This is a genomic window from Pantoea sp. AS-PWVM4, from assembly GCF_000468095.1.
GTDB classification, from domain to species: Bacteria; Pseudomonadota; Gammaproteobacteria; order Enterobacterales; family Enterobacteriaceae; genus Pantoea; species Pantoea phytobeneficialis.
The window spans coordinates 159,118-173,064 of the sequence record NZ_ASZC01000016.1 but is presented as its reverse complement, the minus strand read 5'-3'; the positions used below and the strand labels follow the sequence as shown (position 1 = coordinate 173,064).

Below are 13,947 nucleotides of genomic sequence, written 5' to 3'. Positions count from 1 at the left end.
AACGGCGCGATAAATCGCGCTGTTACGGGCGTCCTGCCTTCTTCCCTTTCAGCAGTTTCCTCACCCAGTAGCGATTCGGATTCAATGCCGCCAGGGTAGTGACATCCAGCGGCTGCGGCTCGCCACTCATCTGTGCCGCCAGCACTTCTGCGGCCAACGGTGCGCTGCACAAACCGCGCGACCCCAACGCCCCCAGCACAAATAATCCCGGGTACAACGGCGCGGTGGCGATAGTTTCCCCGCGTGCCCGCTTTTCTGCCAGCGTGGCGTACTGCGTCAGGGTGGCGTCATAGTTCGGCGCGCTACCGACCATCGGTAGATGGTCACGCGTGGCGCATCGAACGCCGATACGCGCCTCGCTGCCGCTGACGTCGACTTTTTCAGGCCAGTCGACGCCAGGCAGGCAATTGATCAATCGCTGACGATTTTCCAATTGATCATCGGCACGGTAATCCGTCGCGGTATCGCCACGATGGTAGCTGGCCCCGATACAGTGGGTCGCATAATTTGGACTGACCGGCGTGAGATAACCGTCATAGCACAACACGCTGCGTAATGCGCCCAACGCCGGGTGGGTCGGCACATGGCTGACCTGGCCCGCCACCGCATACACCGGTAGATCCTGGCTCTGCTCAATATCCAGCAACGCGTGACCATTTGCCAGCACCACCTGTTGATGCCGGACATCGTGCTGTTCAGCAAAACTCAGTGTCCAGCCGTCATCCTGCGATGTCAGCCGGGTCACACGATGCAGCCAGTGCACGCGTAATCCCAGCATTTGCGCGTATTCAAGCAGGTTGCTGGTCAATTCTGACGGTGACAGCCAGCCACCGTGCGGGTAGTAAATACCGCCCATGCCCAGCTCAACGCCTGCCAGCGCTTCTGCTGCTTCCTTATTAACACCGTAAGCGATGTCGTGCGGTAGCCCCATACTCAGCATCTGAGCGATTTTGTCAGCACTTTTCTCGTCCCAACCGAGTTGCAGCACGCCGCTCCAGTCATGTTCGAACGCCACCGGCAGTGCATCATAGATACGGCGGGCAAAGCTGAATGCGGCGGGGAAAAAGTTAGCCAGCGCCGGATCATGCTGATTGAGCAGCGGATACAGCGCTCCCTGACGATTACCGGATGCACCCAGCGCGGCCGCGGCATCGGCACAATAAAGGGTGACGTGCCAGCCACGGCGCAACAGCGCCAGCGCCAGTACCGCGCTGGCGACGCCACCGCCAATCAACGCCACCTCCTGGCCCGCCGCCTGCGGGCGTGCATACCAGGGCTGGCGCTGAGGCAGGGCGGGGGCATCAGGGAGTTGGCCGGTCAGCATCTCGCGTTTATGACCAAAACCTTTGCGTTTGCTGACGTGAAAACCCGCCTCCTGCAAACCGCGACGCACAAAACCGGCCGAGGTGAAGGTCGCCAGCGTACCGCCAGGACGTGCCATGCGTGCCATCGCGGCAAATAATCCTGCTGTCCACATCTCCGGATTTTTCGCCGGGGCGAAGCCATCGAGGAACCACGCATCTACCTGACGATGCAGACTGTCATCAAAGGTATCAATTAGCGCGTTAATATCGCCTAACCACAGGTCCAGGGTGACCTCACCGCCGCCAAACAGCAGACGCTGGCAACCCGGCAATGGCGCGGGCCATTGCTGCTGCAACAGTTCGGCCCAGGGGTGAAGTTCTGGCCAGTGCGCATGCGCTGCGACCAGATCCTGCTGCGTCAGCGGGAATTTCTCACAGCTGATAAAGTGCAGGCGTTTCAGGTGGGCTGTTGGGTGCTGGCGGCGAAAATGGTCGAATGCTTGCCATAAGGTCAGGAAGTTAAGCCCGGTGCCAAAGCCGCTTTCCGCCACGATAAACAGGTCGCGATCGTGATCGTGGAAGCGTTGCGGCAGGCCATTGCCATCGAGAAACACATAGCGAGTCTCCTCCAGACCATTGTCGTTGGAGAAATAAACGTCGTCGAAGGCTTGCGAAACAGGTGTACCCTGTTCGTTCCAGTTCAGTTGTGCGTGTTCAACCGGGGATAACTTCAAGGGAAAGGCTCATTTTTCAGGCAGTGGCGTGATTTTAGCGAGTGCCGTCACATGACGCAAATTTACAAAAGGAAATGGCTGATCGGACTTGTTCAGCTTACAACTGTAAGCTAGAGTGCACGTCAATCCAAAAGAAGTGGAATGAGGACTATTTGAATGAAACGTGCAGTGATTACTGGCCTGGGTATCGTTTCCAGCATTGGTAATAACCAGCAAGAGGTGCTGGCATCTCTGCGTGAAGGCCGTTCTGGCATTACTTTCTCCGAAGAGATGAAAGAAGCCGGTATGCGCAGCCACGTATGGGGTAATGTAAAACTGGATACGAACGGGCTTATCGATCGCAAAATCGTGCGTTTTATGAGTGATGCCTCTATTTACGCTTACCTTTCTATGGCCGAAGCGATCAAAGATTCTGGCCTGACTGAAGAGCAGTATCAGAGCAACCCGCGCGTGGGTCTGATCGCCGGTTCTGGCGGCGGTTCTCCGCGTTTCCAGGTGTTCGGTGCTGACGCGATGCGTAGCCCGCGTGGTCTGAAAGCCGTTGGCCCGTACGTGGTGACCAAAGCGATGGCCTCTGGCGTTTCCGCTTGTCTGGCAACACCGTTCAAAATCCACGGTGTTAACTACTCAATCAGCTCCGCCTGTGCTACCTCGGCACACTGCATCGGTAACGCGGTTGAGCAGATTCAACTGGGTAAACAGGATGTGGTATTTGCTGGCGGCGGCGAAGAGCTGAGCTGGGAAATGGCCTGTGAGTTCGATGCGATGGGCGCACTCTCCACCAAATACAACGAAACCCCGGAAAAAGCCTCCCGTACTTATGATGCGAACCGTGATGGTTTCGTTATCGCTGGCGGCGGCGGTATGGTGGTGGTTGAAGAGCTGGAGCACGCACTGGCGCGTGGCGCGCATATCTATGCCGAAATCGTTGGCTACGGCGCAACTTCTGATGGCGCGGATATGGTCGCCCCGTCAGGCGAAGGCGCAGTGCGCTGCATGAAGATGGCGATGCAGGGTCTTGATACCCCGATCGACTACCTCAACAGCCACGGTACTTCTACCCCGGTTGGTGATGTGAAAGAGCTGGGTGCGATTCGTGAAGTGTTCGGTGACAACACGCCGTACATCTCCGCTACCAAAGCCATGACCGGTCACTCACTGGGTGCGGCGGGCGTGCAGGAAGCGATCTACACCCTGCTGATGCTGGAGCACAGCTTCATCGCACCAAGCATCAACGTGGAAGAGCTGGATGACGCGGCGAAAGGCATGAACATCGTTACTCAGCCGACGGAAAAAGCGTTGACCACCGTGATGTCCAACAGCTTCGGTTTTGGTGGCACCAACGCCACCCTGACGATGCGTAAATATCACGCATAAGATTCAGTATCTGAATGCCACGAGGGCCGGTTAATCCGGCCCTCGCTGTTTTGACATTCTCCGTTTCGCTTGCCACAATCTATCCCCTCATCGCGTAATACGTAAGCGTTCACGTTAACCAACGCACCCGTTTCTGTTAATCACAGAAGACGTGCGTGTGTCTGGTTTTCGCCTGCATGGCACGTCTCAGAACAAGGAGTTACGTCCATTATGTCTACTGCTGCCGATGCGCAGACGCAATCTGTGTTTCCTTTAGCCTGCACCTCCTTTGCGGTGTTTCTCACTTATCTGACGGCGGGGCTCGCGCTGCCGGTCATCCCGCTGTATGTCCACCAGGAGCTGGGCATGAACAACGTCATGGTTGGCGTGGCGGTGGGGATTCAGTTCTTTGCCACCTTGCTGACACGCAGTTTTGCCGGACGGCGGGCCGATCAGCACGGTGCCAAGCTCACAACCCAACATGGCATGATCGCCATTGCGCTGGTCGGCGTGGCCTATCTGGCGGCAGCGCTGTTGCCGGTGTCGCCGTGGGCAAAGTTTGGCCTGTTGGCGATTGGCCGTCTGCTGCTCGGTTTTGGTGAAAGCCTGCTGCTGACGGGTAATCTCACCTGGGGCATGGGATTGGTTGGCAGTCGGCGATCCGGACTGGTGATGTCGTGGAATGGTATGGCGATTTATGGGTCGCTGGCCGCCGGTGCGCCGCTTGGGTTGCTGGTTCATCAATATGCCGGATTTGCCGCACTGGGGGGGGGGCGCTGTTGTTGCCGTTACTGGCGCTGGCATTAAATAGCTGGATTGCCCCGGTACCGGTGATGGGCGGGGAACGACCTTCGCTGTTTAGTGTGGTGAAAACCATCTTTCAGCCTGGGCTGGCGCTGGCGTTGCAGGGCACCGGCTTTGCGGTGATCGGCACCTTTACCTCGTTGTACTTTGCCGCCCAGCAGTGGGGCAATGCCGGTCTGGCACTCACCGCCTTTGGTTGTGCTTTTGTGCTGGTGCGGGTGTTCTTTGGCGGCCTGCCGGACCGCCACGGCGGAGTGCGGGTGGCGATGGTCTCGCTGTTGGTTGAAGCCGCGGGTCTGACGCTGTTGGCACTGGCCGGACAGGGCTGGGTAGCCCTGCTGGGCGCTGCGTTAACTGGCAGCGGTTGTTCGCTGATCTTCCCGGCACTGGGTGTTGAGGTGATAAAACGCGTCTCACCGCAGATTCGCGGCACCGCGCTGGGTGGTTTCTCTGCGTTTCAGGATATCGCTTACGGGGCCAGCGGTCCGTTGACCGGTTTGCTGGCAACGGCGCTGGGCTACGGCTCGGTCTATGCGGCGGGTGCCTGTTGTGCGGTGCTGGGTATCGTGGTCACCTGGCGTTTTGCCCGCAGCGCGACAGCAGCGTAACCAGCTTGTCACAGGCGCTGACGATCTCGCCGGGCGTCAGCGCGGCAAAACCCAATATCCAACCCGGCTGCCGCGTCTGTCCGGCATAGAGCGGGGACAGGCGCGGCAGCAACAATCCCTGCGCTTGTCCCTGAGCGGTTAATGCTGCTTCATCCCCCTGCAATAACCGCACCGTCAGTTGTAAACCGCCCGCTGCTGGCAACGGTGTCAGCCAGGGGGCGCAGCGTGTGGTGAGTTGTTGCAACAGCACATCACGACGGCTGTGGTACAACTGGCGCATCAGGCGCAAATGGCTGGCGAAATGTCCCTGCTGGATAAATTCGGCGGTGATCGCCTGCGGAAGCAACGCGCTGTGTCCATCCAATACGCTACGCGCGCGGCCCAGCGCATCTACCAATGCAGGAGGCACCACCATCCACGCCAGACGCAGCGAAGGAAACAAGGTTTTGGAAAAGGTGCCAAGGCTGATTACCCGGCTATCCGCTTCCAGCCCCTGTAACGCGGGTTGAGGGCGTTCGTCGTAGTGAAATTCGCTGTCGTAATCATCCTCAATCAACCAGCTATCCTGCTGACGCGCCCAGGCCAGCCATGCAAGGCGGCGCGCCAGACTCATCGGTGTCCCGGTCGGATAATGGTGTGACGGGGTGAGATAGACCAGCTTTGCGCTGCCCTCGAGTGGCACGGCTCCGGCTTCATCCAACGGCATCGCCCGACAGCGGGCTCCGGCAGCGAGAAACGCATTCCGAGCACCGGGATAGCCCGGCTCCTCCAGCCAGACATCGTCGCCGCTATCCAGAAACATCAATGCCAGCAGTTGCAGCGCCTGTTGTGAGCTGGTCAGAATCAACACCTGTTCGGCGCTACAGCGTACTCCGCGTGACAGCGCCAGATAATCGGCCAGTGCCTGCCGCAGCGGAGCATAACCGCAGGGATCGCCATAGCCCATGACTTTGCTGGCGAGTGAACGTTGCACGCTGGCGCTGATACGCCGCCACTGCGTATGCGGAAAGGCGCGCAATTCCGGTGAACCAGCGGCAAAAGCGTGGGGAAAGGGCGGGTCCTGACAACCCCCGGTCGCCAGCACCTGGCTGCCGCGCGCCGAGAAACGCAGGCCGTTGCGCGGCTGGACGGTCGGTGCGCGCTGTGGCATGGCAATCGCGACAAACGTACCGCGTCCACTATGGCGTTGCAGATAACCTTCACTCTCCAGTTGGGCATAGGCGGCTTCGACCGTCACCCTGGAGAGGCCGAGGTCAGTGGCGAGCTGGCGGCTGGAAGGGACTTTCTGGCCGTAGCGCAGATGACCGCTGGCAATTGCCTGACGCAGCGTGCCACATAACCGATCGCGCAGACCGCCCTGGCTTTGATGGCTGAACAGGGTCAGCAGAGGTGAAGAGGTCATTGTGGTCTTATCGTCTGATGAAAAGTGGTATCAATATGCAGACCACTTTGCCTTACACTGAAGGAAATTCAAAGCAGGAGAATACGATGTCATCTGTCTTAGCCTTCCCCCCGGCCAGCCCCTCTGCCAGCCTGGCGTATCTGCAACATAAGCTGGCGTATTACACCGACGCCTGGGACTTAGCCGAAGATATGGCGAACGGTTGTGAGGCGATCGTGGTGTTTGATGCCCGATCGGATGCGGTGTATCAGGCCGGGCATCTTTGTGGCGCGATCTCGTTCCCGCACCGCACGATCAACGCCGCCACCACCGCGCATCTGGATCGGCAAAAAGTCTACATCACCTATTGCGACGGCATTGGCTGCAATGGCTCGACCAGGGCGGCGCTGAAGCTGGCGGCATTAGGCTTTCAGGTGAAGGAACTGATTGGCGGGCTGGATTTCTGGAAACGTGATGGTCACCCGATGGCATGGGGCAGTGCGCCGGGCGAATGGCCTGCGGCGGCACCGGCTGCATCGTGCGGCTGTTAAATCACAGAAAAACCCATAGCAGGAAAATAAACACCACCAGCGCCAGGCTCAGGGTCAACGCCGGGCGCTGCGCCAGCGGCGCAGGCAGTTGGCTAACCCACGGCGCCCAGATCGGTTGAGGGCGCAGTTCGCTGCCAGCCAGCGGCTGTTCCAGGTTTTTCTCGGCGCGACGGCTGAACAGCAGATTCAGTAAGTCCTGGGTTTGCGCCGGGGTCAGTACCATCTGCGGTGTGGCCTGGAAACGTTGTTGGCTGTAATCCTCCAGCAGGCGTTGTTCGCTGGGGGTTAACGGCTGTTTGAGCGAGCTTTCCAGCATGTGCAGCGTTGGTGCGCTCTGTTGGCTCAACGTTTGCCGCACCTGTAAATATTGCGTCAGCAGTGGGAAGTGACGTGACGGGATCGGGTCGCCACTCTTCAGATTCACCAGTTTCAGCACATCTTCCAGCACTTTAACCGGCGATTCGCCGGTACTGGCGGCAAGACGCGTTACTTGCTGATTCAGCGCCTGATGCTCAGCCGGCAGCAGGGTGCGATCGCTGCTGCGCGTTTGTTGCGGCTGCGGGATGGCCATCTGACCGTTTTGCAACATGGTCAGCACCTGACGCAATTGATCCGGCGACAACGCACTCAGCACCGTCTGATTAAACTGCTGGCGGATAAAGTCGCTCACCGCCTGACGGTTATTACCCTGCGGCAGTTTTTCCAGCAATTGTTGCAACAGCTGGCGCGTGGCGTGGCTGTCCTGCACTTGCGTCAGGCGGCTGTTGAGATGCTGCTCAGCAGCGGGAAAATGGCGCGATTGCAGTTCCGCATCATTCTTTACGCCAACTTCATGACGGACGCCAGCCCACAGTTCCGGGGCTTTCAGGGTGCTGAGCGACATGATACGCACAATCAGACGTTCCAGTGTGGTGCGCTGGGCAGGGCTTAATGGCTGCTCGCCAGCGGGGCCACCGGGACGGCCAGTTGCGTTGGTGAGAGGGGAACGATCGCCCGCGGGCACACCGGGACCGCTAATAGGTTGCATGGCGGAATCCTTGAAAACCGAGTCAGATCCGGGTGCGCCGGAAAAACGAGGCCATATGATAGCAAATGCCCCCGGGAAATCCACGGGGGCAGCAGAGGGCAGGGAATTATTTTACCTCGACCAGTTTCACACGTTTACGTCGCCAGCGTTTCCAGATGGGGGGAACGATCAGCACCGCCACGGCCAACACCAGCAGCACTTTGCAGATCAGGCTTTCCCACAGAATCGGCAGGTTGCCGTTGCTGATCGACAACGCGCGTCGCAGGTTTTGCTCCAGCATCTCCCCCAGCACAAAGCCAAGGATCAACGGTGACATCGGGAAATCCATCTTGCGCAGGATGTAACCAAAAATCCCCAGCCCCACCATCAACAGTAAGTCAAAGGTGGTACTGTGCACCGCATAGACGCCCACCGCGGAAATTGCCGCAATCGCCGGCACCAAAAACCACAGCGGAATGGTCAGCATGCGCGCGAACAGGTTAATCATCGGGATGTTCATAATCAGCAACATCACGTTGCCAATCAGCAGCGCGGCGATCAATCCCCAGACAATATCCGGCTGCTCGGTGAACATCGCCGGACCGGGGGTGATGTTGTACAACGTCAGCGCGCCGACCATCACCGCCGTGGTGCCGGAACCGGGAATGCCCAGCGTCAGCATCGGGATAAACGAACCGCAGGCCGAGGCGTTATTGGCCGCTTCCGGGGCGGCCACGCCGCGAATGTCCCCTTTACCAAACTGATCGCTGCCGCTGATCTTTTTCTCGGTCATGTAGGCGATGGCGCTGGCAATGGTTGCTCCGGCACCGGGTAACACGCCGACAAAGAAGCCGATAAAAGAGGCACGCAGGGTCGCTCCGGTCGACATCGCCGCCTCTTTCATGTTGAACAGCATCCGGCCGCTGGCGCGCACCATCTTCTGACCGCTGCTGGTGGATTCCAGCATCAGCAGAATTTCGCTCACCGAGAACAGGCCAATCACCACCACCACGAATTGAATACCGTCGGAGAGATGCACGCTGTCGAAGGTGAAGCGATAGACGCCGGTGTTGGCATCAACGCCCACTGTTGCCATTCCCAATCCCATCAACGCGGCGAGGAACGACTTCAGTGGGTTGTGGCTCATCATGCTGCCGAGGCAGGCGATAGCGAACACCATCAAGGCGAAATACTCCGCCGGACCAAAGGCCAGCGACCAGTTTGCCAGCAAAGGGGCGAACAGGATGATGCCGATGATGGCGATGGTGGAGCCAACAAACGAACTGACGGCCGAAATCGACAGCGCCACCCCGGCTTTGCCCTGTTGCGCCATGGGATAGCCATCCAGCGCAGTCATAATCGCTCCGGCATCGCCCGGCACATTCAGCAGAATCGACGAGATGCGACCGCCGTATTCACAGCCGATATACACCGTCGCCAGCAGGATCAGCGCCGATTCCGCCGGTAAGTGCAGGGCAAACGCCAATGGCATCAGAATCGCCACGCCGTTAATTGGCCCAAGTCCCGGCAGCAGTCCGACAATGGTGCCGATAAAGCAGCCGATCAGGGCGATCATCAGGTTTTCCGGCGTCATGGCGACGGCGAAACCCTGCATCAGAAAATACCAGGTATCCATCATAATCTCCCGTTAACTGAACCAACTGCCGACCGGCAGCGTGACATCCAGCAGATGATCGAAGGCGTAAAACAGCGCGATGCCCATCACGCCACCAGAAATCACCGCTGCCCACCAGCGTGCGCCAAACAGCAGACCGATGCCGAAGGTCAACAGGGTGGTGCAGAGGGCAAACCCCATACGTTCAAACAGCCAGCCATACAGCATCAACATCAGACACAGGACAATAAGTTTTCTCAGTGTGGCTGGCGCGGGCCAATGTATGGCATCCGGTTGGCGCAACAGCATCAACACCGAACACAAGGCCATCAGGCCGAGCAGCAGCATCGGGAAGGGGCGGGGCCCGACCGGTTCGTAGCTGTATTCGCTTTGAATCTGCCAGGCGATAAACAACCCGGCGATACACAGCAACAGCCAGACGGAGGCAAAAATACGATCGCTCATATTGCCCCCTTATTTCGCCAGACCGAACGATTTAGCCTGTTCACGATAGGTGGCGACCTGTTTTTTTACATACGCGTCTAACTCGCTGCCAAACATGTTGAACTCAAACAGGCCGCGCATATCACGCTGCTGCTGGAACTCTTTGGTGGTCACCAGCTTTTTGAACGCATCCTCCCACCATTGATAATCGGCATCGCTCACTTTTGGCCCCAGGTAGTAACCACGGATAATCGGCCATTCAACGTTGAAGCCCTGTTCTCTGGCGGTGGGGATTTGCGCCAGTTCGCCCGGCAAACGTTTGTCAGCCATCACGGCCAGAACACGCATTTTGCCACCCTGCAAATGGGGTACCATTTCGCTCATATCGCCGGAGACCACCTGGATATGGTTGCCGAGCAACGCCGTGACGGGCTCACCACCGCCTTCAAAGGCGACATAACGCATTTTGCGGGGATCGATACCGGCTTCACGCGCCAGCAGCGCGGTTTTCATCCAGTCCTGGCTACCAATGGAGGCGCCAGCGCCTACCACCACTTTGGTGGGGTCCTGTTTCATTGCTTCCATCAATTCACCGAGGGTTTTCCACGGCGCATCGTCGCGCACCGCGACCATGCCGTAATCGGTGCCAACCGCCGCCAGCCATTTCACGTCGTCCACCGAATAACGACCAAACTTGCCTTGTGACAGGTTAAGCAGAGACCCCCCTGAGTAGGCGACAAGGGTGCCCGCTTCTGCCGGACGCTGGGCAATGATGGCGTTATAGGCGACGGCACCCACGCCACCAGGCATATAGGTCACGCGCATTGGTGTGGTGATTTGCCCGGTTTCTTGCAGGGACACCTGCAACAATTTGCAGGTCAGATCAAAACCGCCACCCGGTTTCGCGGGGGCGATACATTCAGTGCGTTCTGGTGCAGCGGCAAAAACTGACGACATTGACAAGACCAGCAGGCCTGCGGTGAGGCTGGTGCGAATAGTATTTTTCATTGGTCGCTCCATAGTAGGTTTCAGAGTGTGATACCCGCCGAAGAATCGCGGTTAATGAATTGTTAAGGCCCGAGCCTTTCATTTACCTTTCATTCATCGGGAAAAATGGCGGGGTGTGACATGCGTCTCTTACTGGTGGAAGACACGGTTGAGCTGGCGGGTTGGTTGCAAAAAGCGCTGACGCAAAAAGGATTTGCGGTAGATTGGGTCGCCGATGGCGTGGCGGCAGATCATGTTCTGCAAACCGAAGAGTATGCGTTGGTGGTGCTGGATGTGACGTTGCCGCGGATGAATGGTCTGGAAGTCCTGGCGCGTTTGCGTCGACGTGAGCAGAAAGTGCCGGTTCTGCTGCTGACTGCCCGTAGCGCGTTGGCGCAACGGGTGCAGGGTTTGAATGCCGGTGCAGATGATTATCTCACCAAACCTTTTGAGCTGGATGAACTGGAGGCGCGCTTGCGCGCTTTGCTGCGGCGCGGCCAGGGGCAGTTAGCGCAATCACAGGTGATTGGTCAGTTGGAGCGGGATAACCAGGGCTGCTTCATGTTGAACCGTAAACCGCTGCGCCTGACGCCACGCGAAGCGAGTGTGCTGACGACCCTGATGCGCCGACCGGGTCATCCGGTATCCCGCCAACATCTGTATGAACAGACCTTTACGCTGTGTGATGAAGCCAGTCAGGAGTCGATTGAGTTATATGTCCATCGGGTACGCAAAAAACTGGCGGGCAGCGATGTGGCGATCGTGACGCTGCGCGGATTAGGTTACAGCCTTGAGTGCCAGCAATGCGGTTGATCCACTCGTTACGCGGCGAGTTGTTGTTGTGGCTGGGGGTCCCGCTGTTGCTGCTGTGGGGATTATCGGTCTACACCCACTATCAAAGCGCGTTGCATGCTGCGAATCAGGCTTACGACCGCTCCCTGCTGGCCTCGGCACGGACCGTTGCGGAACGGTTGGAAGTGCGGGAAAAGCGTATTCGCGTCGATGTCCCCTGGGTGGTGCTGGATAGCTTTGAACGCAATATGAATGACCAGTTGTTCTATCAGGTGATCTCGCCAGAGGGGGAGACGCTGTCCGGTTACGATGATCTACCCCCGTTACCCGCGACGGCCCCGCGCTCAGACGCTTTTCCGGCGCTGGTGCATTTCTATGACGCGCGTTATCACCTGCAACCGATTCGTGTTGCTGCCCTGTGGCAACCGGTTAGTGACGAGGGCGTGCAGGGCATGGCGCTGGTACTGGTGGCGGAGACGCTCAATTCACGCCATGCCTTTGCGGAAGGCTTGCTACGTACGGCGTTGATCAGCCAAAGCATTCTGGTGCTGATAACCTTGCTGTTGGCGGGGTGGCTCCTGCGCAAGGTGTTGCGGCCGCTGCGGCGCTTGTCGCGACTGGTGTTGCGGCGTGCTCCCGGTGAACTGACGCCGCTGCCGTCGCTGCTGCCGTGGTCGGAGCTACAACCGCTAATCATCGCCTTCAACCGTCATCTGGAGCGTTTACGCGGCCTGCTGGCACGCCAGGAACGCTTCAGCGCTGATGTTTCACACCAATTACGCACCCCGCTGACCATTCTGAAAACGCAGGTGGGGGTGGCGTTGAACAGTGACGATCCACAGCAATGGCGCGAAAGCCTGCAAGGCATGCGCCACACGCTGGATGACACCGTTCAGTTAACCGACCGGTTGTTGCAACTGGCGCAGATCAAGGCGCGCCACGGTGAAGATAAATCGATGGCGCGTGTTGAGCTGGCGGCGATTGTGCAGCAGGCGTGTTTTAGCGGCTATGCGGCGGCGCGGCATAAACAGATCGATCTGGGGTATGAAGGGGCCAGTCAGCTCGAGGTACAGGGCGACGTGTTGCTGCTGGCGGAGTTGTGCGCCAATTTACTGGATAATGCCATCAAGTACACACCGGCGCACGGCACCGTCACGGCAAGAATCAGTGCGATGGGGCTGGAGATTGAAGACAGCGGTCCGGGGATTGAGGAAGCGGACCAGCAGCAGGCGCTGCAACCGTTTTCCCGGTTGGATCATGGTCAGCAGCAGCCTGGTGCGGGGATCGGGTTGGCGTTGGTGAAGGATATCTGCACCTGGCACGGGGCGCAGTTGACGCTGGATCGTAGCCCGCAGTTGGGCGGGCTACGGGTGACCATCAGTTTCCGCTGACGGGTGGCGTCACGGCGCGGGCGCGGCGCAGTGGCGTACGCAGGCGTTGTGCCAGAATCACCCCCACCAGCGTCATGCCGCCGCCAATCCAGTGATACGCATGCAGTTGTTCATGCAGGAACAACACGGCAATGATGGCGGTGAACACCGGCACAAAATTCATAAAGATGCTGGTGGTGCTGGCGCCCAGACGCTGCACGCCGAGGATCCACAGGAAGGGGGCGATGATCGACGCGAACAGCCCGGCAAACAGCACCAGTGGGATATTGTGCGTGTTGAGTGACACATCGGGCGTGCGCAGAAAACCGGGCAACAGCAACAACACACCAAAGAAAATCTGCACATACAGGCTTTGCCAGGTGGGCAACGGGATCGCCCAACGTTTGGTGAGCACACCGTACAAGGCGTATGAGGTTGACGCCGCCAGCATCATTAACTCCCCGTTGCCGAGGCGCTGATTCAGCAGTTGCGCCGGATTTCCGGCGCTTACCAGCCACACCAGACCGACAAACGACAACAGCCCGCCAAACAAAATGCCGCGCGTCGGTGCCAGGCGCAACACCACCAGGCTGAGCAGAATGGTCAGCAGTGGGATAGTCGCGCCCAGAATCCCCATCATGACCGCCGACACGCTGTGCGCAGCATAATAGGCAAGGCTTTGATACAGCACCATGCCGAGCAGGCCGAGTATCAGTAAACGCCCGCTACTGGCAACAATCTGGCGACGATGACGCCAGACCCCCGGTAGCGCAAACGGGGTCAACACCGCCAGCGCCAGAATCCAGCGATAAAACGAGATCGCGGCAGGATCGATGCTACCGGCGGAGAGTTTGCTCACGATGGTGTTGATTGACCAAATCAACACCGCCACCAGCGGAAACAGAAAGTTCATCGTACAGCTCCTGAAAGTAAACGCGAACAGTTTACGTTTGACCGGTTTAGAACAGATAACTAAAATCGGACAAAAATCATTA

11 protein-coding genes and 1 pseudogene are annotated in these 13,947 nt (G+C 58.5%); 5 read left to right on the top strand and 7 right to left on the bottom strand.

The window, feature by feature from the left end; genetic code table 11:
• Window positions 1-22: 22 nt before the first annotated feature.
• Window positions 23-2,038, bottom strand: a complete 2,016-nt coding sequence (gene mnmC / locus L579_RS15370) for a bifunctional tRNA (5-methylaminomethyl-2-thiouridine)(34)-methyltransferase MnmD/FAD-dependent 5-carboxymethylaminomethyl-2-thiouridine(34) oxidoreductase MnmC (protein WP_021185118.1) — start codon at window positions 2,036-2,038, stop codon at window positions 23-25.
• A gap of 156 nt (window positions 2,039-2,194) precedes the next feature.
• On the opposite strand from mnmC, the gene fabB reads away from it, so the two are divergent.
• Both fabB and L579_RS15360 read left to right on the top strand, forming a co-directional pair.
• On the top strand, window positions 2,195-3,415 hold the full coding sequence (fabB, locus tag L579_RS15365; protein ID WP_021185117.1) for a beta-ketoacyl-ACP synthase I: 1,221 nt from the start codon (window positions 2,195-2,197) through the stop codon (window positions 3,413-3,415).
• Between the two features lie 210 nt (window positions 3,416-3,625).
• Window positions 3,626-4,806: pseudogene (locus L579_RS15360) on the top strand (MFS transporter).
• On the opposite strand, the gene L579_RS15355 reads toward L579_RS15360, so the two are convergent.
• The gene (locus L579_RS15355; protein WP_021185116.1) at window positions 4,769-6,208 is read right to left on the bottom strand and encodes a MocR-like pyridoxine biosynthesis transcription factor PdxR; all 1,440 of its coding nucleotides are present in this window, start codon (window positions 6,206-6,208) and stop codon (window positions 4,769-4,771) included. The pseudogene L579_RS15360 and the gene L579_RS15355 sit on opposite strands and share 38 nt — an antisense overlap.
• Window positions 6,209-6,294: 86 nt before the next feature.
• Between L579_RS15355 and L579_RS15350 the strand changes: the two genes are divergently transcribed.
• Window positions 6,295-6,738, top strand: coding sequence for a rhodanese-like domain-containing protein (locus L579_RS15350; protein WP_036626826.1), 444 nt, complete (start codon window positions 6,295-6,297; stop codon window positions 6,736-6,738).
• 1 nt (window position 6,739) lies between these two features.
• On the opposite strand, the gene flk is transcribed toward L579_RS15350, so the two are convergent.
• The 4 genes from flk to L579_RS15330 all read right to left on the bottom strand — a co-directional run bounded on the left by flk (window position 6,740) and on the right by L579_RS15330 (window position 10,811).
• The gene (gene flk, locus L579_RS15345) at window positions 6,740-7,765 is read right to left on the bottom strand and encodes a flagella biosynthesis regulator Flk (protein ID WP_021185114.1); all 1,026 of its coding nucleotides are present in this window, start codon (window positions 7,763-7,765) and stop codon (window positions 6,740-6,742) included.
• A gap of 106 nt (window positions 7,766-7,871) precedes the next feature.
• Complete coding sequence (locus L579_RS15340; protein ID WP_021185113.1) at window positions 7,872-9,380, bottom strand: tripartite tricarboxylate transporter permease; 1,509 nt, start codon at window positions 9,378-9,380, stop codon at window positions 7,872-7,874.
• Between the two features lie 12 nt (window positions 9,381-9,392).
• Window positions 9,393-9,824, bottom strand: coding sequence for a tripartite tricarboxylate transporter TctB family protein (locus L579_RS15335; RefSeq protein ID WP_021185112.1), 432 nt, complete (start codon window positions 9,822-9,824; stop codon window positions 9,393-9,395).
• A 9-nt stretch (window positions 9,825-9,833) separates the two neighbouring features.
• Complete coding sequence (locus L579_RS15330) at window positions 9,834-10,811, bottom strand: Bug family tripartite tricarboxylate transporter substrate binding protein (RefSeq protein WP_021185111.1); 978 nt, start codon at window positions 10,809-10,811, stop codon at window positions 9,834-9,836.
• Between the two features lie 120 nt (window positions 10,812-10,931).
• Here L579_RS15330 and tctD point away from each other — a divergent pair, with 120 nt between their 5' ends.
• Window positions 10,932-11,603: a transcriptional regulator TctD gene (gene tctD / locus L579_RS15325; RefSeq protein WP_021185110.1), complete on the top strand. Its 672-nt coding sequence runs from the start codon at window positions 10,932-10,934 to the stop codon at window positions 11,601-11,603.
• Window positions 11,594-12,973: a sensor histidine kinase gene (locus L579_RS15320; protein ID WP_021185109.1), complete on the top strand. Its 1,380-nt coding sequence runs from the start codon at window positions 11,594-11,596 to the stop codon at window positions 12,971-12,973. The genes tctD and L579_RS15320 overlap by 10 nt, the downstream gene beginning before the upstream one ends.
• Here the strand turns inward: L579_RS15320 and L579_RS15315 are convergent.
• A complete protein-coding gene (locus L579_RS15315) occupies window positions 12,960-13,865 on the bottom strand; it encodes a DMT family transporter (RefSeq protein ID WP_021185108.1) in 906 nt (301 codons plus the stop codon). The genes L579_RS15320 and L579_RS15315 overlap by 14 nt on opposite strands.
• Between the last annotated feature and the right edge of the window lie 82 nt (window positions 13,866-13,947).